Consider the following 25,706-nt stretch of genomic DNA (forward strand, 5'->3'; position numbering starts at 1 on the left):
GAGGGAAGGACGGTTGAACCCGGAATCCCCCCGATATTCCCGCTGACGAGGAGCGCCACGTGTCACTGCCCCCGCTGGTCGAACCGGCCGACGAGCTGACCATCGACGAGGTCCGCCGGTACTCGCGGCACCTGATCATCCCCGAGGTCGGAATGGCCGGGCAGAAGCGGCTGAAGAACGCCAAGGTGCTGGTGATCGGCGCCGGCGGTCTGGGCAGCCCCGCGCTGCTCTACCTGGCCGCGGCGGGCGTCGGCACGCTCGGCATCGTCGAGTTCGACACCGTCGACGAGTCCAACCTGCAGCGCCAGATCATCCACGGCCAGTCCGACGTCGGCAAGTCCAAGGCGCAGTCGGCCAAGGAGTCGATCCTCGAGGCCAACCCGTACACGAACGTCGTCCTGCACGAGACCCGGCTGGACAACGACAACGTGTTCGAGATCTTCGAGCAGTACGACCTGATCGTCGACGGCACCGACAACTTCGCCACCCGGTACCTGGTCAACGACGCCGCGGTGCTGCTCGGCAAGCCGTACGTCTGGGGCTCGATCTACCGTTTCGACGGCCAGGTCAGCGTGTTCTGGGCCGAGCACGGTCCGTGCTACCGCTGCCTCTACCCCGAGCCGCCGCCGCCCGGCATGGTCCCGTCCTGCGCCGAGGGCGGCGTGCTCGGGGTGCTGTGCGCGTCGGTCGGCGCCGCGCAGGTGACCGAGGCGATCAAGCTGCTCACCGGCATCGGCGACCCGTCACTGGGCCGGCTGAACATCTACGAGGCGCTCGACCTGAACTGGCGCGCCCTGAAGGTCCGCAAGGACCCGAACTGCGCGATCTGCGGCGAGAACCCGACCGTCACCGAGCTGATCGACTACGAGAGCTTCTGCGGCGCGATCACCGAGGAGGCGGCCGACGCCGCCGTCGGCGCGACCATCTCGGTGAAGCAGCTGAGCGAGTGGATCAAGCTCAAGGACAACGGCGAGAAGGACTTCGTCCTGGTCGACGTCCGCGAGCCCAACGAGTACGAGATCAACAAGATCCCCGGCTCGGTGCTGATCCCGAAGGACCAGTTCCTGACCGGTGTCGCGCTGGAGAAGCTCCCGCAGGACAAGCAGCTGGTCTTCCACTGCAAGTCCGGCGTGCGCTCCGCCGAGGTCCTCGCCATCGCCAAGGGCGCCGGCTTCTCCGACGCCGTGCACGTGGGCGGCGGCGTGGTCGCGTGGGTCGACCAGATCGATCCTTCGCAGCCGTCGTACTGACGTACTGCCCGGGCCCCCGTCGTACCTCGGTACGGCGGGGGCTTGTGCGTGCCGGGCCCGACGATGGAGTTCGGTCCGGTGCCAACGATCAGAACGGCATGCGGCAGGTCGCCACGGCGTCGGCGCCCGAGGGGTCGCCGGTGATCAACTCCACCACCGGCTTGTCGTCGCGGCCGGACACGGTCCGCATGTAGCTGACGGCGTCCGTGCGTACCGTGGCGACCGGATCGCCGATTCCCAGCTGGTAGACCCCGCCGCCCTGTCCGCTGAGCTCGACGATCACCGCGGGGCGCGAACCCCAGAACGGGCCGTCCATCAGGTCGCGGATCACCTGCGCGATCAGTTCCTCGGCGTACGGGCCGGCGTCGAACGGGCGGTCGAGGGCCTGGCAGACGTCGTCGCGGTGCATCCACAGGTCCCGGGCGAGCAGGATGTCCTGGACATAGCCGAGATCGATCGACTCGAAGCCGGGGATGCCCTCGATCGACATCGTCATCCGGCGCAGCAACGCCGGGTTGCGCGAGATCGTCCGGGTCGCCTTCGTCCACAGGCGGTCGAAGCGTTCGCGCAGGACGTCGGGCGGCGTACCGCGGTGCTCGTCGGCCTGGACCATCATGTGCGCGTCGAGCCGGACCACGCCGGGGTAGACGCGCCTGGCCTTGCGGTAGCGGCGCGGGAACGACCACGGCCGGATCACGTCCTCGGCCTGGCCGCACAGATGCCCGACGACGTCGGCCACGTCCCACGCGTCGCAGACGGTACGCCGCTGCCAGTCGTCGCCGGTGAGCGTTGGCATCAGGTCTCGCCAAGCGGCGATCTCGGCGTCACGGTGCTCCCGGCAGCGCGGCCGGTCGGCCCGCGCGATCTCCTGTGCGCGAACGGCAATCATGGTTACCCCCTGGGTGGTGCGAAGCGTTGGTGGAACATCTCCAGGACGACGGGCAGCAGCCGGGTGAACCGGCCTTGCTCGAACGTCGCGTCCGGCTCGTTGGCCAGTTGCTGGGACAGCACGCCGGCCATCATCGAGGTGTAGAGCGCCACGCCGTCCTCGGTCGCGGCGTCGGGATGCAGCCGACCCGCGTCGACGGCCGCGCGGAGGTGGTCGCGCAGTTCCTGCATGACCTCCAGCGCCGGCGCGAAGGCCTCCGGGCTCGGCTCGAAACCCGGAACTGTCCGCCAGAACAGCAGTTGCGAGTACACCGGGTTGGCCATCGCCCAGCGGCTGACAGCGGTGAGGTAGATCAGATCCAGTTCCAGCAGGTCGTCGGTGTCAGCGGTCCGCTCGGCCTCGCGGCGGGCGGCGAGGAACTGCTCGGCCCCGCGCCGGAACAGCGCGTCGTAGATCGCCATCTTCGACGCGAAGTACTGGTACAGCGAGGGCGGCTGCATGCCGACCTCCCGCGCCACCGCGGACAGGCTCAGCGCGGCGACCCCCTCGGCCTCCATCAACCGCAGCGCCGCGTCGAGGATCTCGTCGATCGTCTGCCGGCGGCGGCGGGCCCTGCGGTCCAGGGAGGCTGTGCTCATGGTCTGAGGGAAACCTAAGACCATTAGGGAAGTCAAGAGCTCGTAGGTCTTCTGTACTGTCCCCGCGGCCGCGTACCGTCGGGGCATGTGCCGAAACATCACTGTGCTGAGAGGCCTGGAGCCGTCCGCGACCTCCGAGGAGATCTACGCGGCGGCGCTCCAGTACGTCCGTAAGGTGACCGGGGTCGGCTCGCTGAGCGCGACCACCCGGGAGCCGATCGAGCGCGCCGCGACGGAGATCGCCCGGATCACCGAGGCGCTGCTGGAGGAGATGCCGGCCCGCCGGGTCCCGCCGCAGACCGTGCCACCGCTGCGCCGGCCCGAGGTCAGGGCGCGCCTCGGCCTCGACTGACCTCTTTACTGACGCGGTCGCAGCAACGCGAGGGCGGCCAGGATCTCCTTGCCCTCGGGCGTCCGGTCCGGATCGAGCAGGGCCTGCAGGGCCAGCCCGTCGATCAGCGCCAGTGCCAGTGAGCCGACGCGGTGGGCGACGTCTGGATCGAGGTCGTCCACCTCCTCACCCAGGACCGCCGCGGCCATCTGCCGGCGGTACTGCTCGTACACCGCCGCCAGGCGCTCTTTGACCTCCGGGGAGTGCGGCGCCCGGGCGAACGCCTCGATGCTCGCCGTCGTGCGCCGCGGATCGGCGCGGAAGACCTCGGCCAGTACGTCGAGCAGATTCGCCAGGCGCTCGCTCGGATCCTGGCCGGCCAACTGATCGGCTGCGACGCGTTCGCGGTCCGCCGCCGGGCCTTGCGCCGCCGTACCCCGTGCTGCCGCACCTTGCGCCGCCGTACCGGCGTCCCGCCCTGCCGGGCCTGGGCTGATCAGGCCGCCGAGGCCCTCGTCCTCGTGACCGAAGGAATCGAGCATCGCCTCGGTCAGCAGGCCTTCCTTCGAGCCGAAGTGGTACCCGATCGAGGCCAGGTTCGTGCCGGACTCGTTCACCAGGTCCCGCGCGGTGATGTCGCCGTAGCCCTTCTCGGCGATCAGGCGCTTCGCCGTCGCCAGCAACTTCTCCCGGTTTCCCACCCTGGGCAGTCTACGACCGCCGGTAGACGATCGTCGTATACGCTTGTCATAGACAAACGTATACGGAGGTTCGAGATGCTCGTACAGGAAGTCACCGGCAACGTCGCCGTCCTGGGCTACGGTCTGGCCGCGATCGGTTCGGCGATCGGCGTCGGGATGATGTTCAGCGCCGTGATCAACGGGACCGCCCGGCAGCCCGAGGCGCGGGAGACGTTGCAGTCGATCGCCTGGATCGGCTTCGGCGTGGTCGAGGTGCTGGCGGTGATCGGCATCGCGCTGGCGTTCGTGTTCCGGGTCTGATCCACCTGCGCCGAGTCGGTGGGCGGTGTAGGTTGCCTGGTGGTGGCAAGCCCTTACCAGTGGAGGCGTGCGATGCGGTTCGCGATCAAGACCCGGCCCGAACACACCACGTGGCAGCAGATGCGCGACGTCTGGATCGCCGCGGACGAGTTCGAGATCTTCGAGTCCGCCTGGCACTGGGACCACTTCTACCCGCTCACCGGCGACATGGCCGGGCCGAATCTCGAGGCCTGGACGACGCTGGCCGCGCTGGCCCAGGCGACCAGCCGGATCCGGGTCGGCTGCCAGGTCACCGGGATGATCTACCGGCACCCCGCCGTCCTGGCGAACATGGCCGCGACCACCGACATCATCTCCGGCGGCCGGCTCGAGCTCGGCGTCGGCGCCGGCTGGAACGAGATGGAGACCGCGGCGTACGGCATCGAGCTGCCGCCGTTGAAGGAGCGCTTCGACCGCTTCGACGAGGGTGTCGAGGCGATGATCGCGCTGCTCACGCAGAAGGTCGCCAACTACGACGGCCGCTACGTCAAGCTCACCGACGCATACTGCGAACCGAAGGCGGTGCAGACCCCGCATCCGCCGATCACGATCGGCGGCAAGGGTCCGAAGCGGACGCTGCGCGCGGTGGCCCGCTGGGCGCAGCAGTGGAACGTGATCGTGCAGAGCCCGCAGGAGTGGACGCCGCTCAAGCAGGTCCTGGTCGACCACTGCGACAAGCTCGGCCGCGACGTCAACGAGATCACCTGCTCGGTCAACGTCCGGATGGACCCGGACAAGCCGCTCGACGACGCCGTCGCCCTGGCCGCGGCGTACGGCGAGGCCGGCGTCGACCTGGTGATCATGAACCTGCCGCTCGATGCTTCGCCGTCGGTGCTCGAACCGCTCGCGAAGGCACTCGCGCCGCTCGCCTGAACGCCCACCACTCACCAAGCCCCGGTTGTGCCCGGTTTTCAGGCGGCAGCAGGCGTGGATTGGCCCGCGTCGGGTTGCTTGGTGAGTGGTGCAGGTCCGCCCGGGCGCTAGCGTTGGCGCCGTGGACCGGGAGGAGTACGTCGAGGCAGTGCTGCAGGCCGTCGAGTCGATCCCGCCGGGGCGCGTCGCGACGTACGGGGACATCGCCGCGTACGTCGGTCAGGGCGGCCCGCGACAGGTCGGCGCGATCATGCGCGAGTACGGCGGCGGCGTGCCGTGGTGGCGGGTGATCCGGGCCAGCGGCGTGCCCGCCGACGAGGTCGTCGACGATCAGCTCCAGTTGCTGCGCGGCGACGGTGTCCGCGTCACCAACGGCAAGGTTGACCTGCGCACGGTCCGGTGGCAGCCGAACGACTGACCGGCCTGGTCAGGCGGCGCGGCGGGCCTTCGACTTCGCGCGGGCCATCTTGAACAGGTAGAGCGGGGTTGGCGGGACCCATCCGAGCTGACTCGCCTGGCCGAGGTCGTCGCGGTTGGCCCAGTGCTCGATCACCTTCCCGTCCTCGATCCGCAGCCAGTGCGACTGGGTGATCGCGAACGTCCGCCCGGTCGGCGGAAACACCGTGTCGACCGACCCGTCCTCGGCGTGCACCACGAACGGCGCGACGTGCCGTCCGCTCATGGTCGTCCGCACCGCCACCAAGTTGCTTTCAGCAACCACTTCGTGGACCTGGTAGCTCAGCTCGGCGAACGCGGACCGCAGCCACTTGGCCGTCGCCCAGAAGCCGTCCGGACCGGACGTCCGGGCGGCAGGCGGCTCGGCCTTGTCCTCCCGGTTGACGGCCGCCGGATGCACCACCTCGTCGAAGGTCGCGCGGTCCCCGTCGGCCATCATCAGGATGCTCCGGACCGCGAGGGCCCGCGGATCGCTCGCCACGGTGCTGTTCATGTCCCCTCCAAATTAGATACAGTTTGACTGTCCCCAAAATCAGAGTGGAACCGGCGATGGCAGAAGTCAAGAGACCGTACGACGCGTCCGGCCGGCGCGAGCAGGCGGCGGCCCGGCGCCGGGCCGTGGTGGTCGCGGCGCAGGAGTTGTTCGCGCGGGACGGGTTCCGCGCCACGACGATCGCCGCGGTGGCCCGGACGGCCGGGGTCTCGGCGGAGAGTGTGTACAAGGGATTCGGCACCAAGGCCGCGCTGGCCAAGGCGGTGTTCGACCGGGTGATCGCGGGCGACGACGAGCCGGTCCCGGTGGCGTTACGACCTGACGCGAAGGCGATCCAGGCCGAGCCCGACATCCGGGTCAAGCTCGCCCTGTACGCCGAGGCGGCGGCCGCGCGCCAGGTCCGGTCCGCCGGCGTACAGATCCTGATCCGCGATGGCCGGCACGTCGACGAGTCGCTCGAGGAGGTTTGGCAGAGCCTGCTCACCGAGCGCCTCACCGGGATGACGATGCTCGCCGAGCATTTGCATTCGACCGGCCGGTTGCGCGCGGATCTCGACGTCGACGAGGTGCGCGACCTGCTGTGGACCTGCATCTCCGTCGAGCTCTACGAGCTGCTCGTGCTCAACCGTGGCTGGACCGTCGATCGCTACACGACCTGGCTCACGCGGACCCTCGTCTCGGCACTGTGCGACTGATCGCGGCTGTCCGCTGAGCGACCGTCGTCGCCGTCGGCGGGGTGGGTTTCGTGGTTTGTCGGTGGCGTCTGATGGGATGTGTTCGTGGTCAGCAGAACAGGGTCCCGGTATCGGCTGGTGAAGCCGGAAGGGCGCGTCGTGGGGCCTGCTCCCGCGCCGGTTCTGGATGTTGATCAGCAAGCCGTGGTGGATCATCCGGGCGGGCCGTTGCTCGTGCTGGCCGGGCCGGGCACGGGCAAGACGACGACGCTGGTCGAGGCCGTCGTCGACCGGGTCGCCAACCGTGGTTTGAATCCTGACCAGGTGCTCGTGCTGACCTTCGGGCGCAAGGCCGCGACCGAGTTGCGGGACCGGATCACCGGGCGGCTGGGCAAGACGACGCGGGTGATGCCGTCGATGACCTTCCACTCGTTCTGTTACGCGTTGCTGCGCAGGTTCACGCCGGCCGACGCGTTCGACGTCCCGCTGCGGCTGCCGTCCGGGCCCGAGCAGTCGTTGCGGTTGAGCGAGGTGCTCGGCGGGAGCCGCGAGGTCGGCGTGGTGCACTGGCCGAGCAGTCTGCATCCGGCGCTGAAGACGCGCGGGTTCGCCGACGAGGTGCAGGCGGTGATCGGCAAGGCGCGGCAGCTCGGGCTCGACCCGGAGGACCTGTCCGCGATCGGCCAGTCGGCGAGCCGGCCGGAGTGGGTGGCGGTCGGCGACTTCTTCGAGGAGTACCTGCAGATCCTCGACCACGAGCAGGTGCTGGACTACTCCGAGCTGATCCACCGCGCGGTGATCCTGGCCCAGCAGCCGCAGGTCCGGGCGAAGCTGCGGGAGGAGTTCAAGGTCGTTTTCGTCGACGAGTACCAGGACACCGATCCCGGTCAGATCAAGCTGTTGCAGGCGATCGCCGGCGACGGCCGCGACCTGGTCGTGGTCGGCGACCCGGACCAGTCGATCTACACCTTTCGCGGCGCCGACGTGCGCGGACTGCTGCGCTTCACCGAGGAGTTCCCGAAACTCACCGGTGAGCCGGCCGACCAGATCGCGCTGGCCACCACCCGCCGTTTCGGTACGACGCTGCTGCGCGTCTCGCGCAACGTCGTGAACCGCCTCGGCGTACCGGGCACGCTCGACCGCGACACGTTCGACCGGTTCCGCAATCCCGACGCGAGCGGCTGTGTCTTCGGTCCGGGCAAGGTCGAGGCGAATCTCTACTCCACCAGTGGCGCGGAGCTGGAGCACATCGCCGACATCCTGCGCAGGGCGCATGTCCAGGACGGCGTCGGCTGGCACGAGATGGCGGTGCTGGTCCGATCGGGCAGCATCTCGATCCCGCCGTTGCGGCGCGCGCTGGCGGCCGCGGGCATCCCGGTCGACGTGGCTGGTGACGAGTTGCCGCTGTCGCGCGAGCCCGCCGTACGGCCGATGCTGCTGGCGTTGCGGGCCGTCGCGGATCCGTCGACCCTGACCGTGGACGTCGTGCGGGCGCTGGCGTTGTCGCCGCTGGGCGCGATGGACGCCGGGCAGTTGCGGCGGCTCGCGCGCGTGCTGCGCAAGCGGGACCGGGAGGCCGCGGGCGGTCAACGGCTGCCGCGGTCGTCGGACGAGTTGCTGCGCGAGGCGCTGCTGGATCCGCTGATGCTGGACGAGCAGGCCTCGCCGGCCGAGGCGCGGTTCGTCGCCCTCGGCGAGAGGTTGCTCAAGGCAAGGAACATCGTGATCGCCGGCGCCGCGCCCGACGAGGTGATGTGGTCGCTGTGGTCGGAGTCGCCGTGGCTGCGCCGGCTGCGCGGCCAGGCGAACAGCGGCGGCGAAGTCGCGCGCGCGGCGAACCGGGATCTCGACTCGCTGTGTGCGCTGTTCGACGCGGCCGGACGGGCCGAGGAGCAGGTCGGGTTCAAGGGCGTCTCGGCGTTCCTCAGCGAGCTGGAAAACCTCGACATCGCCGCCGACAACCGGTACGACGCGACGTACCGGGAGGCGGGTGTGCAGTTGATGACCGCGCACCGGTCGAAGGGGTTGCAGTGGCGGCTCGTTGTGGTCGCGAGCGTCCAGGAAGGGCAGTGGCCCGACCTGCGGCGGCGCGGATCGCTGCTGGAGCCGGACCGGCTCGGCCCTGACGGGTTGGTCGAGCCGCTGTCGGCCGGGGCGATCCTGGCCGAGGAACGGCGGTTGTTCTACGTCGCGATCACCCGGGCGCGCGAGCGGCTGATCGTCACGGCGGTGCAGGCGCCGGAGGCCGACGGCGAGCAGCCGTCGCGGTTGCTGGCCGAGATGGACATTCCTTTGAAGCTGGTCGCCGGGCGGCCGCGGCGTCCTTTGTCGTTGTCGGGGCTGGTCGCGGACCTGCGCTGTGTGCTGGCGGATCCGGCGTCGTCGCCGGCGTTGAAGCGAGTCGCGGCGGATCGGCTCGCCGTACTGGCTGACGCTGTCGACGAGCGTGGGTACGCGTTGGTGCCGACGGCTGATCCGGAGCGTTGGTGGGGTGTGCGCGAGCGGACGAAGTCGGAGCGGCCGATCGCGGTCGAGGACCAGCCGGTGCCGTTGTCGGGCAGCGCGCTGTCGACGATCGTGGACTGCCCGCTGCGCTGGTTCCTGCAGCGGCGAGCGGGCGGGGAGACGCCGAGTACGTCGGCGATCGGGTTCGGCATGGTGCTGCACACGCTGGCCGACGCGGTCGCGACCGGCACACTGCCGCCGGACGCCGACGAGCTCAACGGCTGGCTCGACAAGGTGTGGACGCAGCTGGAGTTCGAGTCGTCCTGGATCTCGGACCGGGAGCGGGTCGAGGCCGAGCAGGCGTTGCGGCGCTTCGTCGCGTGGCACCAGGGCCGCCCGGACCGCAAGCTGATCGGCAGCGAGGTCGACTTCAGCGTCCTGCTGCCGGACGAGGACAAGCCGGGCGTAGAGGTCAAGGGCCGGATGGACCGGATCGAGCAGGACGGCGACGGCAAGATCCGCGTGATCGACCTGAAGACCGGCCGCACGGTGCCGACCAAGCCGGCGCTCGAGCGGCACGTGCAGCTGGCGATCTACCAACGCGCCATCGCTTCGCGGCAGCTCAAGCTGCTCGGCGAGGACGCGGAGAGCGGCGGTGCCGAGCTGGTCCAACTGCGGCACGACGACATCGGCCTGCCGAAGGTCCAGGCGCAGGCACCCCTGGAGCCCGACGACGACGGCCGCACCTGGCTCGACGAGGCAGTCGAGAACGCCGAGGCGATGGTGCGCAGCGAGGAGTTCACCGCCAAACGCAACGACGGCTGCAGCCGCTGCGACGTCCGAGGCCTGTGCCCGATCCAGCCGGAAGGACGGGAGATCGTCTGATGTGCGCTCCTGTCGTGTCCGTCTGCTCCGGCTTGCTCGCTGCCGTTCCCGCGCGTCCCGCTGCCGCGCGTCTTGCTCCTCCGCGTCCTGCTTCCGCGCGTCTTGCTGCTCCGCGTCCTGCTTCCGCGCGTCTTGCTCCCGTGCGCGGGAGGACGGCTGGCAACTGGTCCGCGCGTGCTTGGGCGGCTCGCCGTGGACCCGCTTGCTCGCCCCGGGGCGCCCTCGAGCGGTTCGTCCTGACCTTGGTCCGCCCCCGCCTGGAGAATTGCTGATGGCCGCGAAGCTCGAGAGCACCGCCGATCTGGTCGACCTGCTCGGGATTCCGTTCAGTGACCAGCAGTTGGAGGCGATCACCGCGCCGCTGGCACCGGGCGTGATCGTCGCCGGCGCCGGTTCGGGCAAGACGACCGCGATGGCGGCGCGAGTGGTCTGGCTGATCTGCACCGGGCAGGTAAAGCCGGAGGAGGTGCTCGGGTTGACCTTCACCAAGAAGGCGGCCAACGAGCTCGACGTGCGGATTCGCGAGGACCTGACCAAGGCCGGCGTGCTCGGATCGACGCTGCCGCCGGACCAGCATCCGATTCTCGCCGCGCACCTGCGCCGGAACGTGCCGAACTGGGAGCCCGAGGAGCCGGGCGAGCCGGTCGTCTCGACGTACCACGCGTTCGCCGGCACGCTGATCGCCGAACACGGGCTGCGGCTCGGGCTCGAGCCCGACGTCCGGGTGCTCGCCGACGCGACCAGGTACCAGCTCGCCGGCCGCGTCGTACGCCGGTCCGCCGGGCCGATCCGGCACGCGTCGCACCACGTCCCGACACTGGTGAACAGCCTGCTCGCGCTCGACGGCGAGCTCGCCGACCACCTGCTGCGCGCCGACGACATCCGCGACCACGACGAGGCGGTCCGGCAGGAGGTCGCCGCGGCGCGCAAGCAGACCGTCGAGGTGAAGAAGCTCGCCGAGACCGCGCTGAAGCGGAGCGAGATCCTGCAACTGGTCGAGGAGTACCAGGCGTACAAGGTCGAGCGGGGCGTCGTCGACTTCGCCGACCAGATGGCGCTCGGCGCCCGGCTGGCCGAGGAGTGCCCGGAGGTGCCGGCGATCGAGCGCGGGCGCTACAAGGTCGTGCTACTCGACGAGTACCAGGACACGTCGGTGTCGCAGCGGCGGATGCTGACCGCGCTGTTCGCGGGCGCGGATCCGTCGTCCGGTCGCGGGCACCCGGTCACCGCCGTGGGTGACCCGTGCCAGGCGATCTACGGCTGGCGGGGCGCCTCGGTCGCGAACCTGGACGAGTTCCCCGAGCACTTCCGCAACGCAGACGGTACGCCGGCCCGCCGATACGTGCTGAGCGTCAACCGGCGCTGCGGGAGCCGCATCCTCGCCGCGGCCAACCAGCACGCGACCGAGCTCTACCAGCAGCACCCCGGCGTCATCCCACTGGAAGCGCCGGAGGGAGCGCCGGAGGGCGCGATCACCGTCGGGCTCTTCGAGACCCGTTCGCAGGAGATCGAGTGGATCGCCGACTCGATCGTCGCCGCGCACAAGCTGCCGAACCGCCGGTGGAAGGACATCGGCATCCTGATGCGCACCAACGTCGACCTGTCCGCGGTGCATGAGGCGCTGATCGCGCGCAAGGTACCGGTCGAGGTCGTCGGCCTGGGTGGTCTGCTGGCGTTGCCGGAGGTCGTCGACGTCGTCGCGACCCTGCAGGCGGTCAACGACCTCACCGCCAACGCCGCGATGCTGCGGATCTTGACCGGACCGCGGTACCGGATCGGCCACCGTGACCTGGCCCTGCTGGCGAACCGATCCCGTGCCTTGGCCGACGGCGGTGAGCGGCCAGCCGCCGACGACCTGGTCGCCGCACTGGACGCGGCCGTCGCCGGGATGGACTCGACCGAGGTGATCTCGCTCGCAGAAGCCGTCGACGATCCGGGCCCGGCCGGCTGGGGATACTCGCCCGAGGCGCTCGAGCGGTTCCAGGAGTTGTCGGCCGAGCTGCGGGAGCTGCGCGCGCACGCGGGCGAGCCGCTGCTCGACCTGGTGCGCCGGGTGATCAGCACGATCGGGCTGGACGTCGAGCTGACCGCGACGCCGGACCACGTCGACTCCGGCCGGCGCGACCACCTCGCCGCCTTTTTGGATGCCGTCGGCAACTTCGTCTCGACCGAGTCGGACGGATCGCTGGACGGACTGCTGGCCTACCTGGCGGCCGAGGAGGAGTACGCCGCGGGCCTCGATCTCGCCGTACCGAGCGAGGCGGACTCGGTGAAGCTGCTCACCACGCACCGGTCGAAGGGCCTGGAGTGGCCGGTGGTGTTCGTGCCGACGCTGGTGAACAAGGTGTTCCCGTCCGACCGTGGCCGGGACAAGTGGACCACCAACGCCAAGGTCCTGCCCTGGCCGCTGCGCGGTGACGCCGACACGCTGCCCGACTTCCACGACCTGTCGAACGCCGGGCTCAAGGCGTTCGCCGACGAGTGCAAGCAGGTGAACGCGCTGGAGGAGCGCCGCCTCGGGTACGTCGCGTTCACCCGGGCGAAGGAGGTGCTGATCGCGACCGGGCACTGGTGGGGCCCGACGCAGAAGCGCCCGCGCGGCCCCTCGGCGTACCTGGAGATGCTGAAGCAGCACGCCGGCGAGCGGGTGGTCGCTTGGGCCGAGCAGCCCGACCTGAACGAGGAGAACCCGGAGCTCGCCGAGCAGACGCAGGCGGCGTGGCCCGCGCCGTACGACCTGCCGGCGTACGAGCGTCGGTTGGAGGGCGCGGCGCTGGTGCAGCGGGCGCGCGCGGAGGGGCCGTCGGCCGACGCGGAGGAGTCGTTGTTCCTGGACGAGCAGGCCACGGTGGCGCGCTGGGACTCCGAGCTCGAGCGGCTGCTCAGCGAGGCGCGGGAGAGCCGGAGCCGCAAGGCGTACGACGTGGAGCTGCCGCGCACGTTGTCGGCGACCCAGGTGATGCGGCTCGCCAAGGACCCGGACGGCCTGGCCTCCGAGCTGGCCCGCCCGATGCCGCGCAAGCCGAACCGGGCGGCCCGCTTCGGGACGCGTTTCCACGCCTGGGTGGAGAGCTACTTCGGTCAGCAGTTCCTGATCGACCCCGACGACCTGCCCGGCGCCGCCGACGAGGGGATCGTGGACGACACCGACCTGACCGAGCTGATGGACGCGTTCCGCACCGGCCCGTACGGCGAGCGCGCGCCGTACGAGATCGAGGCGCCGTTCGCGCTGTCGATCGGCGGGCGGGTGGTGCGCGGGCGGATCGACGCGGTGTACCAGGTCGTCCGTCCTGACGGTTCGCGCGGCTACGACGTGATCGACTGGAAGACCAGCCGCTCCGAAACCGCCGACCCGCTGCAGCTCGCGATCTACCGGGTTGCCTGGGCCGAGCTCGTCGGCCTCCCGCTGCACCAGGTCGGCGCCGCGTTCTACTACGTGCGCACCGGCGACGTCATCCGCCCCGACAACCTGCCCACCCGCGAGGCGCTGATCGAGCTGCTCAACGAGTGACGAGCTTGCCCGGCACCACCTCCACGGGGAACGGGCGCACGGCCCGGAAGCTGTCGCTGCCGCTGACCACCGCCGTCTCCACATACTTGCCCTCGGCAAGCTCCAGGACGGTCAGCGTCCGAGCTTCCGGGTCGAGGATCCAGTACGCCGGCACTCCCGCGCGCTCGTACAGCACGCGCTTCAGCACCAGGTCGGTCGTCCGCGTCACGTCCGACGTCACCTCGACCACCAGTTGCACGGGCCCGGTGACCGGCCCACGGGGGAGCGCGCCGGCGTGGCAGACCAGGACGTCGGGTTGCAGCAGAGTCCGTTCACCCAGTTGATACTCGACCGGCCCGACCATCACCTGGAACTGCGCCGGGCTGTCCCGGCGCAGGAGAAAGCCGGTCTCCAGTACCACCGCTTGCTGCGCTGTCCCGCCGCGTGGCGACGCCATCAACACGCCGTCGACCAGTTCGCACCTCAGATGTCCCGGTAGCTTCCCCAGTTCAGCTACCGAAAAGCTGTCACCTGCAGGTACCCATCCACACCCCGAAGCGTCGCTCATGCGTTCACGTTCGCCGGGGGTGAAGCTCCGGGGGAGGGCAGCCTGTCATCTGCCCTCGCCTGCCCCGGCGACCAGCGCGGCGCCGGCCCAAGTGTGTCAGGCGCCGTTGACCGGCCGCACCAGGTCGCTTGGAATTACCGGCACGACGAACGGCAGCTCCGCCCTGAAGACGTCGTTGCCCTTCACAACGGCTCGCTCGGCGTAGGCGCCGTCGACCAGTTCGAGCACGGTCAACGCTTCCGCCTCGGGATCGAACATCCAGTACGAGGTGACGCCCGCGTCCTCGTACAAGGCGCGCTTGAGCAGTAGGTCGGTCATTCGGGTGCTCGGAGAAAGCACCTCGACGGCCAGCAGGAGCGGGCAGAACTCGACGCCTCGATCGCCAACGTCCTCGGAACGGCAAACCAGGACGTCGGGCTGCAGGGACCGCTGCTTGTTCGGCCGGAAGTCGAACGGTGCGATGAAGACCTCCAGTTGCCCCGGGCACGCGGCTCGCAGCACAAAGGCCAGCTGGAGAACGGCCCGTTGGTGATTCGCGAGTGGTGCCGGAGTCACGAGCAGTTGACCGTCGACCAGCTCGTAGCGCATCCCATCGTCGGGAAGGTCATCGAGGTCCGCCAGCGTGAACTCGCCCGGCTCGAGTGTCTGCACGTTTCCCATGGTGCCTCCTTCGTGGTCACGCGACCAGCATGGGGCAGCCGAACGGTGCGCCACGCCGGATGAGCCGATCTGCCCCGGTTCGCCCCACGATCTGCCCCGGGGTGCCCCGTCAAGTCAGTAGTTCCATGGGGAAGAGGTCGAGCGGAAACGGCAGATCGACATGGTGATACTCCTCGGCTTGGACGACGGCTTGGCAGGTGTAGTGGCGGTGCTGGAGCTCCAGAACGGTGAGCTCCTCCCGGTCGGGATCCAGCAACCAGTACGAAGGAACGGCAAACCCCTCGTACAGCGCGCGTTTGTGGACCACATCGGTGACGCGAGTCGAAGGCGACAGGACCTCGACCGCAAGCAGCAGCCGAGGGGTGAAGATCGGACCGGCGTCGTCGCGATGGCAAACGAGCACGTCCGGACGAAACGTGTGATGCGGAGTCGGGCGGAAATCCAAGGAGTCGACGGCGACCCGGAATCCGGGTGGGCAGGCAAGCTTGAGTTTGATCAGGAGGGCGGTGACAGCGGCGTGGTGGGACGGTGGTTGAGGGCCGGTGACCTGCAGCCGGCCGTCGACGATCTCGTAGCGATCGCCGGGGTGGGTGCTCTGCGGGGATCTCACCTCTTCAGGTTGCCCGAAAACCGGAATCCGGCGTGGACGTTGTCCACAGGCAGGCTGACCCACCGCGTACGCCGTGCGGCGGATGCCGCGGGACGTACCGGCGTTCTAGGTTGACAGACATGTTGATCGCAGAGGACCTGCTGTTGCTGCTGTACGACGACGAGAGTGGCAAGCCGCTCGCCGGTTCGCCCGGGTTGGACTACGCGCTGGCCGGAGCCGTCGTGGTCGAGTTGACCCTGCTCGGCAAGGTCGACATCTCCGGTGAGGGCGAGGACGTGAAGCCGGGCCGGCTGAAGGTGCTCGACGCCTCGCCGACGGGTGATCCGCTGCTCGACGAGCGGCTGGCGATGCTGGCCGACAAGGCCGGCAAGAAGCCCAAGGACGTGATGGGCAAGCTCTCCAAGAAGCTGCGCGACCCGCTGCTGCGGCGGCTGGCCGAGCGCGGCATCCTGGAGGAGTCGGAGGGCAAGGTGCTCGGGCTGTTCCCCGTCACCCGCTGGCCCGCCAAGGACGCGCAGCACGAGGGCGACGTCCGCGCCGCGCTGGAGAACGTGCTGAAGCTCGGCACCCGTCCCGACGAGCGGACCGGAGCCCTGATCGCCCTGCTCAGCGCCCTCGACGTCGTTCCCAAGGTCGTCACCGACGCGGTCGACCGCAAGGCCCTCAAGCGCCGCGCGAAGGAGATCGCCGAGTCCGACTGGGCCGCGGCCGCCGTACGCCGGGCCGTGCAGGACATGCAGGCCGCGGTCACCGCCAGCATCGTCGTCGCGTCCACCGCGGGAGCGACGTCCGGCGGCTCCTGACGTACGGCACCGCACTGAACCGGCCGCGGGTTCGCCTGCCGGGCGTGAGCACGGTGAAGCGGGTTCGGTCGGAGCCCGGCGGGCTGGTGGATCTGGAGTTCACCGCGGACGGCTGGACCTCGCGGCAGATCCAGGGGTCCCGACCTGACCTGTCGGTGTGGTGCGTGATCTGGATGATCGTGGCGCTCCTGCTGGCCTTCCTGGCGAACCAGGCGGGGCTCGACCTGGCCAGGAAGATCCTGCTGATCGTCGCCGGAGTGCTGCTGGCGGTAGCGGTGCTGCTGGTCGCGGCGGAGTTCGTCGCCACCGTGATCGGTGCCGCCTGGATGACCAGCAGCGCGCTGACTCGCGGCGGCCGCCGGAAGCTGCGGGCCGAGGCCATGGGGATCGTCGACGATCTGCTGGAGGTCAGCAAAGGGCCGGAGATGATCGCAGCCGCCCGCGTCCGATCGGCCCACGTACGGCGTGAGGCGCGGGGCACCGCCGTCGAGCTGATGCTCGACGACGGCACCACCCGTCGCTACCTGCGCCGCCGCCCGGGCCTCGCCGAAGCGTTCACCCAGCTGCTCGGCGACCGAGTCAGATCGGCCTGATCACTCGGCAACGCAGTCGGTCTTGCACAGGCGGTCCATCAGGCTCAGGTGGGCACCTGGTTCCTCGGTGTCCACCTCGACCGACAGCTCGACCTGCCAGTCGCCTTCGGTGACCTGGGCCGTGGTCTTCCCGGCCTGCTGGCCGAACCACTCGGAGATCCGCTGGGCCGGTGCCACGTGCGCGATCTCGAGTGCCTGCGGGAGGACCTTGGCGATGTCCGCCGTGGCCTTCTCCGCGGCGCCGAGCGAGTGCAGGGACACCACCGGCGGGCGCTTGTGGTCGCCGGTGAGCACCCACACCGCCACCGGACCCGTCGTACAGATCGCGTAGTCGCCGTCGCGACCGCAGGTGTAGCCCGCGGCGGTCAGGCCTGCCACGACCTGGGACGCGGGGATGTCGGCCGGAGCCGACGAAGTCGTACTCGACCGGTCGGCCGCGGACTGCGCGGTCGACGGAGCCGGAGCCTCACCGGACGGGTTGTCGTCGCTGGAGCAGGCCGTGGTACCGATGAGCAGGGCAGTGCTCACCAAGGTGACGGCGTACCGGTTCAGACCGGCACCTCGACGGCCGCGTCGAGCGCGATCGTGATCATCTCCGAGAAGGTGGTCTGGCGCTCCTCGGCCGACGTCTCCTCCTTGGTGATCAGGTGGTCCGACACCGTCATGATGCCGAGCGCGCGCCGGCCGAACTTGGCGGCCAGCGTGTACAGCGCCGAGGCCTCCATCTCGATGCCCAGGACGCCGTACTCCGCGGTCCGCGAGACCAGGTCGGGCCGGTCGTTGTAGAACAGGTCGCCGGAGAACACCTGGCCGACGTGCACGTTCAGCCCGGCCGCCGCGGCGGCGTCGGCGGCCGCGCGCAGCAGCTGGTAGTCGGCGGTCGGCGCGTAGTCGATGCCGTGGAAGCGCAGCCGGTTCATCTGCGAGTCGGTGCTGGCCGACATCGCGACGATCACGTCGCGGATCTTCACCTTCTCGGTCAGCGCCCCGCAGGTGCCGACCCGGATCAGGGTCTGGACGTCGTACTCGGCGAACAACTCGTTGGCGTAGATCGAGGCCGACGGCTGACCCATTCCGGAGCCCTGGACGGAGACGCGCTCGCCCTTGTAGGTGCCGGTGAAGCCGAACATGTTCCGGACCGCGTTGTACTGGATCACGTCCGACAGGTAGGTCTCGGCGATCCACTGGGCCCGCAGCGGGTCGCCGGGGAACAGGACGCGCGGCGCGATCTGCCCCTTCTCGGCGGCGATGTGAATACTCATGCCGGGATGCTCTCACGGTTGCCGGTCGGGATAGTTTGAAGCCGTGGCATATTCGATCGTTCCCGGTTCGCTCGCGCTGTCCCGTTCCGTGCTCGACCGCGCTGCTGACCGCAGGCGGGACGAGGAGTGGCTGGCCAAGGCGTGGGCCGCGCCGGACACGCAGGTCGCGCTGCTGATCGGCGACCAGTTGGCCGTCGACGAGTCCCGGACGGCGTTGCGCTTCGTGGTCCCGGAGGAGGCCCCGGACGGGTTGCGGGTGTTCCTCGGGATCGACCGCGAGGCCGGCGCCGGTCGGACGGCCGAGGGACGCGCTGTGTTCGGCGTGATCAGCCCCGGCGATCCCGACCCGTCGTACGGCGGACTGCGTGAGCTCGGCGGCGTGCTGAACGACCGCGAGGCCGGCATCGCGGTGAACCTGGTCGGCCTGGCCAACTGGCACGCGATCAACACGCATTGCTCGAACTGCGGCACCCACACCGTGGTGGTCGACGCCGGGCACGTCCGCGACTGCCCCAACTGCGGGATGCACCACTTCCCGCGCAGCGACCCGGCGATCATCGTGCTGGTCACCGACGACCAGGACCGCGCCCTGCTCGGCCGCAACGAGAACTGGCCCGAGGGGCGCTACTCGACGCTGGCCGGGTTCGTCGAGCCGGGCGAGTCGCTGGAGGCCGCCGTACGGCGTGAGGTGCTGGAGGAGACCGGCGTGGTGGTCGGCCCCGAGGTCGAGTACGCCGGGTCGCAGCCCTGGCCGATGCCGCAGAGCCTGATGCTCGGCTTCTACGCCAAGGCGACCGGCTTCGCGATCGAGGTGGACGACGACGAGATCGTCGACGCCCGCTGGTTCAGCCGCGAGGACCTGGCGGCGCAGATCGCCAGCTCCGCCGTCGCGCTGCCCGGCAACATCTCCATCTCCCGCCGCCTGATCGAAGGCTGGTACGGCGAGGAGCTCCCGGGCAGCTGGTGAGTGGAAGGACCGCGGCGAGTCGGCCCGCCGCGGTCGGCGCAGCCGGCCGCGAGGTCTCCCGGCGCGCTTGCCCTGAAATCCCCCGTAGTAACCCCAACCCCCACCAACAGCACGACGCGGCGCCCGCCCCCAGGGGCGCGGCGCCGCGTACGTCGTACTGCTGGTCAGGCCGCGAGCTTCTCCGCGACCTGCGCGAGGCTCGGGTTGGTCATCGAGGTGCCGTCGGGGAAGACCACCGTCGGCACCGTCTGGTTGCCGTTGTTGATCTTCTCGACCACCTCGGCCGCGCCCGGGGTCTGCTCGATGTCGACCTCGGTGAACTCGATGCCGGCCCGCTTCAGCTGGCCCTTCAGGCGGTGGCAGTAACCGCACCAAGGTGTCGAGTACATCGTGAATGCCGCCATCGTGGCTCGCTCCGTCTCTGCTCGGGGCCGGCTTGTCCGTCGGCCCGTCTAGGGTTGACCCGTCCTATCGAAGAACCACACCGTCAGGGGTCCTGTTCCCGCATGTCTCAGCGCGTGAGTGACATCACACGAGCCGTCGCGAGCCGCTCGGCCGACGAGCTGCTCGAGGCCCTCGACCCCGAGCAGCGGGCCGTGGCCACCGCCCTGCACGGGCCGGTCGTGGTGATGGCCGGCGCCGGCACGGGCAAGACCCGCGCGATCACCCACCGCATCGCGTACGGCGTGCGCACCGGCACCTACGACCCGGTCCGGGTGCTCGCCGTCACCTTCACCCAGCGTGCCGCCGGCGAGATGCGCGGCCGGCTCGGCCAGCTCGGTGCGGAGGGCGTCCAGGCCCGCACGTTCCACTCGGCCGCGCTGCGGCAGGCCCGGTTCTTCTGGCCGAAGGTCTACGGCTCGGAGCTGCCGCCGATCGCCGACCGCAAGTTCCCGCTGCTCACCGAGGCGGCCGGCCGGTGCCGGGTCCGCGTCGACACCCCCGCGCTGCGCGACCTGGCCGGTGAGGTCGAGTGGGCCAAGGTCAGCAACGTCCGTCCCGACGACTACGCCCGGATCGCGCCGCAGTCCGGGCGCGCGCTGGCCTCGTTCGACCCGGCGACGATCGCGCGCGTCTTCGCGGCGTACGAGGACGTGAAGCTGGAGCGCGGCCGGATCGACCTGGAGGACGTGCTGCTCTGCGCGGTCGCCCTGCTGGCCGAGGACGAGCGGGTGGCGGCCGAGATCCGCCGGCAGTACCGGACCTTCGTCGTCGACGAGTACCAGGACGTCAGCCCGGTCCAGCAGACTCTGCTCGACCTGTGGCTCGGTGGCCGCGACGACGTGTGTGTGGTGGGCGACCCGGCGCAGACCATCTACTCGTGGGCCGGCGCCGACCCGGAAAACCTGGTCCGCTTCGCCTCCAAGCATCCCAACGCCACTGTGATCAAGCTGGTCCGCGACTACCGCTCGACCCCGCAGATCGTCGACGTGGCGAACAAGATTCTCGACGCCGCCGGACCGGCCGGACTGCCCGGCCGGGTCACACTGCGCTCGCAGCTCGAGCCGGGCCCCGCGCCGACGTACCGGGAGTACTCCGACGAGGTGGCCGAGGCGGACGCCGTCGCGCGAGCCGTCCAGCGGCTCAAGGACGAGGGCACGGCGTTGCGCGACATCGCGGTGCTGTTCCGGACCAACGCCCAGTCGGAGAACTTCGAGCAGGCGCTGGCCGAGCGCAAGATCCCCGCCGTACTGAAGGGGGCCGAGCGGTTCTTCGAGCGGCCCGAGATCCGGCAGGCGGCGATGCTGCTGCGCGGCCAGGTGAAGGCGGGCGATCCGGGCGACGACCTGCAGGAGACGGTCCGCGGCGTCCTGGCGGGCGCCGGCTGGAATCCGGAGCAGCCGACCGGCAAGGGCGCTGTTCGGGATCGGTGGGAGTCGCTGAGCGCGCTGGTGACGATGACGGCGGACTTCGCCGCGGCGCATCCCGAGGCCGGCCTGGTCGAGCTGATGGCCGAGCTCGACCGGCGGGCCGCGATCCAGCACGCGCCGCTGGCCGAGGGCGTCACGCTGGCGACGCTGCACACGGCCAAAGGCCTGGAGTGGGAGTGCGTGTTCATCGTCGGCGCCCACGAGGGCACGCTGCCGATCAGCTACGCCCAAACTCCGGTGCAGGTCGAGGAGGAGCGGCGGCTGTTCTATGTCGGGGTGACGCGGGCCAAGCGGCAACTGTTCATCAGTTGGTCGACTTCGCGTTCGCCGGGCGGGCGCGGTCAGCGTGGGCCGACCCGATTCCTCGACCCGATCGGCGTCCGGGGCTCGTCCCGCCCGGCCCAGGAGTGGCAGCCGTCGGGACGGACCGGCCGCGAGCGCACGGACAAGCCGATCCCGAAGTGCCGGGTCTGCGGCCGCGGTCTGCTCGACGCCGGCGCCCGCAAGCTCGGCCGGTGCGAGGACTGCCCGTCGACGATGGACCAGGAGCTGTACGACGCGCTGCTGGAGTGGCGGGCCGAGCGGGCCGCGGAGGAGAGCGTGCCGGCGTTCGTGATCTTCACCGACGCGACGCTGACCGCGATCGCCGAGGCCCGGCCGACCGACGAGCGCGAGCTGCTGCGGATCCCGGGCATCGGCCGCACCAAGCTGACCAAGTACGGCGAACCGGTGATCGTGATCTGCACTCGCCGGTAATTGAGCAAGAAACCTGTTGCCTGCTTGGGCATTCGGGCCGCACTCTGGTCAAGAGGCTTCTGCGAACAGCAGACGGTCTGGCAGTTAGATGACAGAGGCAACGAATCCGCAGCGTGCCGGCCGAGCGCCGGAGCGTGCCGCAACCGCGAGATCCCGCCGTCGCGACGGCAACTTCCGGCCAATGTCGGAAACTGCCAATAAATAGTTTGCGGGCCTCGCGCGCCTCGGCGTACTGTTCTTTCTGCGGTCACCGGTGTGACCGAAAACTTCAAACTACAGCGATCGAGCTTGCCGCCCGTTCGCGACAACGAGAGGAGGTGCCTGGGAAATGATGACGAACATGACGATGAAGCCGAAGTTCGCCGGCGCTGCGCTGCCGTGCGCCCTGATCCCGGGCGCCGTCTCGCGTCTGCACGTCGAGACCGTTGTCCTCACGGCCACTGCTGCTGCCCCGATCCAGGGCGGAGCTGTCGGCGATGTGAAGCGTGGCGGTTCGGGTTCTCGATCTTGGAGTCCACCGGTCTGACTCTCGAAGTCAGCCGGCACCTCCGAGGCCGCGGAACCCACCTAGGGTCCCGCGGCCCTTTTGTTTGTCAGCCCACAGTTTGCCGGCCACCAAACCGGGTGGTCGGTTCGGACGACAAGAGATCAGTAAGACAGTCACTAGGAGGTGACCGGAATGAGCGTGAGCTTCCTCGACGCATTCACCGAGGTGGCCGCGTCACAGGACCTGCCCTGTCGGTCCTACGCGCCCGAGCTTTTCTTCGCAGAGTCCCCGTCGGACGTCGAGTACGCGAAGTCTCTCTGCACGACCTGCCCGTTGCAGGCCGAATGCCTGGCCGGAGCGCTGGAGCGCGCCGAGCCCTGGGGGGTGTGGGGAGGCCAGCTGTTCGTCCAGGGAGTGGTCGTGCCGCGCAAGCGTCCCCGTGGACGTCCCCGCAAGAGCGACACCGTGACCGCTGCCTGATCCGCCCATCCGAATCGAGACTCGAACCATGAACCCGAACCGCACTCACAGGAGCACTCAAATGAACTTACTTCAAGAAGATCTCGCACGAGCTCACTGTCGATCCTTGCTGATCGACGCCGAGCAGAACCGGCGCTTCCGCCTGGCGACGCAGTTCGCCCGGGCGCAGAAGCAGGCCGAGCGGGCCACCCGTCGCGCGGAGAGGGCCAGCGCAAAAGCGCGCCTCACCCTCGCCCGGCTGGTCTGACCAGCACCTCCAGTACAACCGGCTGACGCGGCCGGAGCCGATCTCCAGCACGCCGCGTCAGCCCGACCAGCAGCTTTCCGCGGTCTCGGGGCAGGGGCCCGGACCAGCGAAGCTGCGGCCCGAGGGGCGGCCTCCATCGAGAGGCCGCCCCTCGGCGCGTTCGGTGCCGAGCAGGAGACCTTCCATCACCGTCGGGGTCGCGGCGAGCCGCCTGAGCGCGCCGGCCCACGGGACCAGGCCGAAGGTTCGCCTGGCAGCACCAGGCGAACCTGCGGATCGTGCTGATGACCCAGCCGGAGTCCTGACCCCCGGTCAGAGCCCTTCGAGCAATGCCTGCTGCAGACCGACCAGGCTGATTCCGCTGACGATCTCCCGCCGGCGGATCAGCCCCGGTACGTCGGCCAGCGGGATCCACTCGATCCGGTCCGACTCGTTCAGCTCGGTCGGCTCGCCGATCCGCACCGCGGACGTCGCCCGAAAGACGTGGTGCATCGAGTCCATGATCCCGGCCGCGGGTTCGGAGTACACAAGCTCGTGCAGCTCACCCGGTCGCCAGCCGGTCTCCTCCTCGACCTCCCGCGCCGCCGCCTCGGCCGGCGACTCGCCGGGTTCGATCAGGCCCATCGGCAGCTCCCAGGCCCACCGGTCGGTCAGAAACCGGTGCCGCCACATCAGCAGGACCCGGCCGGCCTCGTCGGTCACGACCGCCGCCGCGACATGCTTCAGCCGCACCGCGTGATAGTCGATCCGCTGCCCGTCAGGCTGCTCGACTTCGAGCCTGCGCACGCTGAGCCACGGGTTCCCCCAGGCCTCGGTCTCCGCATGGATGTGCCACCGCATGTCCTAGTCGTACTCGATCCGGAGCTCCGTGTCACCGCACGCTCCCGGCGCTTCGTGCTGCGGTAGGTCGACCTTGGCGTTCGTGCTTCACTGTCCGCCGCGGTACCGGCGGCGCTCGCCGTGCGCATCGACCCCACTGCCCGCCGCTGAGCCCCACTCTGTGCACCGGCCAATCACTCCAGACCTCGAAGTTCGGCTGAGTGGTGCACGAGGACGCGGCCGGTGTGGCTGGGCGGTGCACGAGGACGCCGCGGTGGGTTGGGCGTGTGCAGAATGGTCCGCATGACCAACCCGACCTGCGCTGTGCGGGACGCCGGCGCCGACTGAGGACCTGCCGCTGACCTGGGTCACCTCGGTCGAGAACGAGCGCAAGCTCGTCTTCTGCGACCGCTGTGCCCGGGAGAACGTCCGCAGCATCGAGGGGAAACTCGACAGCGCCTGGTGGTGAGCAGCCCCGGCCCTTCAATCAGCCGACGCCGCCCCCCGACCCCGTCGTACCACCACCCTGACACCCGCGAGCAACGGCCAGCCAGCAACTGCGGTCACCGCGACTGGTCCGCGCTCAAGGTGGACGGCGCTGCGGAGGGCGGTGTCGCCGAGCCCTGCGAGGCGCCGGCTGGGTCCGTCCTGGCGGAGTCGAGACCTGCTTGAGGGTCGGCCGGTGACTTAGTCGGTGAACCCCGGCAGGAACTCCTCCAGCACCTCGCGGAACGGCGCCTCGGCCTCCAGTTGGGACAGCACCGCGATCCCGCCGATCCACACCCGGTGGATCAGCAGGTACGACGGGGGCAGGTTGAGCCGCAGCGCCAGGGAGGCGTTGGGGGAGCGGAAGTCGCCGGTCCGGTTCGCCTGCTCGCGCATCCAGGCGCGGCTGAACTGGAACGTCTCGGCCCGCGCCGGCTCCGCGAACGGCGCCAGGTAGTCCATCAGCTGCTGCGGGTCGATCTCCATCCGCGGCTTGACGAACCCCTCGGCCCGCAGCCCCGCCAGCACCTCATCGCCGTTGCCCTCCAGGGAGATGCGCAGCAGCCGCCCGATGGCCGGCGGCAGGCCGTCGGGAAGGCGCGCGCACAGCCCGAAGTCGACCACCCCGAGCCGCCCGTCCTCGAGCACACGGAAGTTGCCGGGGTGCGGGTCGGAGTGCAGCAACCCGGCCAGCCGCGGCCCGCTGAACATGAACCGGACGTACTTGAGCCCGAGCTCGTCGCGCTCGGTCTTGGTCCCGTTGGCGATCACGCCGGACAGCGGCTTGCCCTCGATCCACTCCGACACGATCACGGTGGGGGAGTGCTTCACCACCCGCGGTACGACGAACTCCGGGTGTCCCTTGAACGCGTCGGCGTACTGCTGCTGGGCCTGGGCCTCGCGGTCGTAGTCGAGCTCCTCGCCGATCCGCTCCTGCAGCTCGGCGATCAGCGGCTTGATGTCCAGGCCGGGGACCAGCGTGCCGAAGGTCCGGCCGAACCGGCCGAGCTGGCGCAGGTCGGCCCGCAGCGCCTCGGCGGCGCCTGGGTACTGCAGCTTCACGGCGACCTCGCGGCCGTCCTTGAGCACTCCGCGGTGCACCTGCCCGATCGACGCGGCGGCGGCCGGCTTGTCGTCGAACTCGGAGAACCGGCTGCGCCAGCGCTTGCCCAGCTCGTCGGACAGGATCTTGTCGACGGTCGCGGCCGGCATCGGCGGGGCGGAGTCCTGCAGCTTGGTCAGCGTGGCCCGGTACGGCGCCGCGAGCTCCTCGGGCATCGCGGACTCCATCAGGCTCAGCATCTGCCCGAACTTCATCGCGCCGCCCTTGAGCTCACCCAGGACGGAGAACAGCTGCTCGGCCGTCCGGCGCTGGAACTCGGCCATCACCGCGTCGGCCGGCGCACCACCGATCCGCTTGCCGAGCCCGACCGTCGCGCGCCCGGCGGCACCGAGCGGCAGGCTGGCCAGCTTCGCGGTGCGGCTGAGCGCCTTGCGGGGGAGGTCGGACACGCTCCCATTCTGTCGGTCGACGCAAACGAGGGGGTGGCCGGGGCCCCGGCGCGTCCCGGAATTCTCCCGCCGGTCCGGGGCCGGCGCACCAGCGGCGTCCCGAGGCGGGTGCCGCCCTGGC

Annotated in this window: 26 protein-coding genes; 14 read left to right on the plus strand and 12 right to left on the minus strand. The window is 70.1% G+C overall.

Features of this window, described 5'->3' with window-relative positions; genetic code table 11:
* Positions 1-59 precede the first annotated feature (59 nt).
* A complete protein-coding gene (moeZ, locus tag BWI15_RS18050) occupies positions 60-1,250 on the plus strand; it encodes an adenylyltransferase/sulfurtransferase MoeZ (protein WP_077015548.1) in 1,191 nt (396 codons plus the stop codon).
* A gap of 88 nt (positions 1,251-1,338) precedes the next feature.
* Here the strand turns inward: moeZ and BWI15_RS18055 are convergent, their stop codons facing one another.
* Together BWI15_RS18055 and BWI15_RS18060 are read right to left on the minus strand one after the other, a co-directional pair.
* A complete protein-coding gene (locus BWI15_RS18055) occupies positions 1,339-2,139 on the minus strand; it encodes a maleylpyruvate isomerase family mycothiol-dependent enzyme (RefSeq protein ID WP_077015549.1) in 801 nt (266 codons plus the stop codon).
* Between the two features lie 2 nt (positions 2,140-2,141).
* Positions 2,142-2,777: a TetR/AcrR family transcriptional regulator gene (locus tag BWI15_RS18060; protein WP_077015550.1), complete on the minus strand. Its 636-nt coding sequence runs from the start codon at positions 2,775-2,777 to the stop codon at positions 2,142-2,144.
* Positions 2,778-2,862: 85 nt separating this feature from the next.
* Here BWI15_RS18060 and BWI15_RS18065 point away from each other — a divergent pair, with 85 nt between their 5' ends.
* The gene (locus tag BWI15_RS18065; RefSeq protein ID WP_077015551.1) at positions 2,863-3,129 is read left to right on the plus strand and encodes a DUF2277 domain-containing protein; all 267 of its coding nucleotides are present in this window, start codon (positions 2,863-2,865) and stop codon (positions 3,127-3,129) included.
* Between the two features lie 5 nt (positions 3,130-3,134).
* On the opposite strand, the gene BWI15_RS18070 is transcribed toward BWI15_RS18065, so the two are convergent.
* The gene (locus tag BWI15_RS18070; RefSeq protein WP_077015552.1) at positions 3,135-3,809 is read right to left on the minus strand and encodes a TetR/AcrR family transcriptional regulator; all 675 of its coding nucleotides are present in this window, start codon (positions 3,807-3,809) and stop codon (positions 3,135-3,137) included.
* Between the two features lie 75 nt (positions 3,810-3,884).
* Between BWI15_RS18070 and atpE the strand changes: the two genes are divergently transcribed.
* The 3 genes from atpE (at position 3,885) to BWI15_RS18085 (ending at position 5,439) form a co-directional block, all read left to right on the plus strand.
* Complete coding sequence (gene atpE, locus BWI15_RS18075; protein ID WP_077015553.1) at positions 3,885-4,109, plus strand: ATP synthase F0 subunit C; 225 nt, start codon at positions 3,885-3,887, stop codon at positions 4,107-4,109.
* 72 nt (positions 4,110-4,181) lie between these two features.
* Complete coding sequence (locus BWI15_RS18080) at positions 4,182-5,021, plus strand: TIGR03560 family F420-dependent LLM class oxidoreductase (RefSeq protein ID WP_077015554.1); 840 nt, start codon at positions 4,182-4,184, stop codon at positions 5,019-5,021.
* Positions 5,022-5,142: 121 nt separating this feature from the next.
* On the plus strand, positions 5,143-5,439 hold the full coding sequence (locus BWI15_RS18085) for an MGMT family protein (RefSeq protein WP_077015555.1): 297 nt from the start codon (positions 5,143-5,145) through the stop codon (positions 5,437-5,439).
* Between the two features lie 9 nt (positions 5,440-5,448).
* On the opposite strand, the gene BWI15_RS18090 is transcribed toward BWI15_RS18085, so the two are convergent.
* The gene (locus tag BWI15_RS18090) at positions 5,449-5,970 is read right to left on the minus strand and encodes an ester cyclase (RefSeq protein WP_077015556.1); all 522 of its coding nucleotides are present in this window, start codon (positions 5,968-5,970) and stop codon (positions 5,449-5,451) included.
* Positions 5,971-6,026: 56 nt separating this feature from the next.
* On the opposite strand from BWI15_RS18090, the gene BWI15_RS18095 reads away from it, so the two are divergent.
* The 3 genes from BWI15_RS18095 (at position 6,027) to BWI15_RS18105 (ending at position 13,485) form a co-directional block, all read left to right on the plus strand.
* On the plus strand, positions 6,027-6,665 hold the full coding sequence (locus BWI15_RS18095) for a TetR/AcrR family transcriptional regulator (protein ID WP_077015557.1): 639 nt from the start codon (positions 6,027-6,029) through the stop codon (positions 6,663-6,665).
* A gap of 138 nt (positions 6,666-6,803) precedes the next feature.
* Positions 6,804-9,974: an ATP-dependent helicase gene (locus BWI15_RS18100; protein WP_269087180.1), complete on the plus strand. Its 3,171-nt coding sequence runs from the start codon at positions 6,804-6,806 to the stop codon at positions 9,972-9,974.
* A 271-nt stretch (positions 9,975-10,245) separates the two neighbouring features.
* Positions 10,246-13,485 (plus strand): ATP-dependent DNA helicase, encoded by a 3,240-nt coding sequence (locus BWI15_RS18105; protein ID WP_077015558.1) that lies wholly within the window; start codon positions 10,246-10,248, stop codon positions 13,483-13,485.
* Here BWI15_RS18105 and BWI15_RS18110 read toward each other — a convergent pair.
* The 3 genes from BWI15_RS18110 to BWI15_RS18120 form a co-directional block, all read right to left on the minus strand.
* Positions 13,475-14,032 carry a Uma2 family endonuclease gene (locus BWI15_RS18110; RefSeq protein WP_077015559.1) on the minus strand — a complete coding sequence of 186 codons (558 nt, stop codon included), beginning with the start codon at positions 14,030-14,032 and terminating at the stop codon, positions 13,475-13,477. The genes BWI15_RS18105 and BWI15_RS18110 overlap by 11 nt on opposite strands.
* Before the next feature lie 96 nt (positions 14,033-14,128).
* Positions 14,129-14,692 carry a Uma2 family endonuclease gene (locus BWI15_RS18115; protein ID WP_077015560.1) on the minus strand — a complete coding sequence of 188 codons (564 nt, stop codon included), beginning with the start codon at positions 14,690-14,692 and terminating at the stop codon, positions 14,129-14,131.
* 109 nt (positions 14,693-14,801) lie between these two features.
* Complete coding sequence (locus BWI15_RS18120; protein WP_237771336.1) at positions 14,802-15,365, minus strand: Uma2 family endonuclease; 564 nt, start codon at positions 15,363-15,365, stop codon at positions 14,802-14,804.
* A gap of 56 nt (positions 15,366-15,421) precedes the next feature.
* On the opposite strand from BWI15_RS18120, the gene BWI15_RS18125 reads away from it, so the two are divergent.
* Both BWI15_RS18125 and BWI15_RS18130 read left to right on the plus strand, forming a co-directional pair.
* Positions 15,422-16,105 carry a GOLPH3/VPS74 family protein gene (locus tag BWI15_RS18125; protein WP_077015562.1) on the plus strand — a complete coding sequence of 228 codons (684 nt, stop codon included), beginning with the start codon at positions 15,422-15,424 and terminating at the stop codon, positions 16,103-16,105.
* A gap of 44 nt (positions 16,106-16,149) precedes the next feature.
* Positions 16,150-16,698, plus strand: coding sequence for a hypothetical protein (locus tag BWI15_RS18130; protein WP_237771337.1), 549 nt, complete (start codon positions 16,150-16,152; stop codon positions 16,696-16,698).
* On the opposite strand, the gene BWI15_RS18135 is transcribed toward BWI15_RS18130, so the two are convergent.
* Both BWI15_RS18135 and deoD read right to left on the minus strand, forming a co-directional pair.
* Positions 16,699-17,226, minus strand: coding sequence for a hypothetical protein (locus BWI15_RS18135; protein WP_077015563.1), 528 nt, complete (start codon positions 17,224-17,226; stop codon positions 16,699-16,701).
* Between the two features lie 20 nt (positions 17,227-17,246).
* Entirely contained in the window at positions 17,247-17,960 is a 714-nt protein-coding gene (gene deoD / locus BWI15_RS18140; protein ID WP_077015564.1) for a purine-nucleoside phosphorylase, read from the minus strand.
* Positions 17,961-18,003: 43 nt separating this feature from the next.
* Here deoD and nudC point away from each other — a divergent pair, with 43 nt between their 5' ends.
* Complete coding sequence (nudC, locus tag BWI15_RS18145) at positions 18,004-18,927, plus strand: NAD(+) diphosphatase (RefSeq protein WP_077015565.1); 924 nt, start codon at positions 18,004-18,006, stop codon at positions 18,925-18,927.
* Between the two features lie 164 nt (positions 18,928-19,091).
* Here nudC and BWI15_RS18150 read toward each other — a convergent pair whose 3' ends face one another.
* Positions 19,092-19,331, minus strand: a complete 240-nt coding sequence (locus BWI15_RS18150; RefSeq protein WP_077015566.1) for a mycoredoxin — start codon at positions 19,329-19,331, stop codon at positions 19,092-19,094.
* Between the two features lie 102 nt (positions 19,332-19,433).
* Here BWI15_RS18150 and BWI15_RS18155 point away from each other — a divergent pair, with 102 nt between their 5' ends.
* The 3 genes from BWI15_RS18155 to BWI15_RS18170 all read left to right on the plus strand — a co-directional run bounded on the left by BWI15_RS18155 (position 19,434) and on the right by BWI15_RS18170 (position 22,768).
* Positions 19,434-21,554, plus strand: a complete 2,121-nt coding sequence (locus tag BWI15_RS18155; protein WP_083750847.1) for an ATP-dependent DNA helicase UvrD2 — start codon at positions 19,434-19,436, stop codon at positions 21,552-21,554.
* A 679-nt stretch (positions 21,555-22,233) separates the two neighbouring features.
* Positions 22,234-22,521, plus strand: a complete 288-nt coding sequence (locus BWI15_RS18165) for a WhiB family transcriptional regulator (protein ID WP_077015568.1) — start codon at positions 22,234-22,236, stop codon at positions 22,519-22,521.
* A 106-nt stretch (positions 22,522-22,627) separates the two neighbouring features.
* Positions 22,628-22,768 carry a hypothetical protein gene (locus BWI15_RS18170; protein WP_237771338.1) on the plus strand — a complete coding sequence of 47 codons (141 nt, stop codon included), beginning with the start codon at positions 22,628-22,630 and terminating at the stop codon, positions 22,766-22,768.
* Between the two features lie 312 nt (positions 22,769-23,080).
* Here BWI15_RS18170 and BWI15_RS18175 read toward each other — a convergent pair whose 3' ends face one another.
* Both BWI15_RS18175 and BWI15_RS18180 read right to left on the minus strand, forming a co-directional pair.
* A complete protein-coding gene (locus BWI15_RS18175) occupies positions 23,081-23,608 on the minus strand; it encodes an NUDIX hydrolase (RefSeq protein ID WP_077015570.1) in 528 nt (175 codons plus the stop codon).
* Between the two features lie 666 nt (positions 23,609-24,274).
* Positions 24,275-25,585, minus strand: a complete 1,311-nt coding sequence (locus tag BWI15_RS18180; protein ID WP_077015571.1) for an ABC1 kinase family protein — start codon at positions 25,583-25,585, stop codon at positions 24,275-24,277.
* Positions 25,586-25,706 lie beyond the last annotated feature (121 nt).

It is taken from the genome of Kribbella sp. ALI-6-A (assembly GCF_001984195.1).
GTDB lineage: Bacteria > Actinomycetota > Actinomycetes > Propionibacteriales > Kribbellaceae > Kribbella.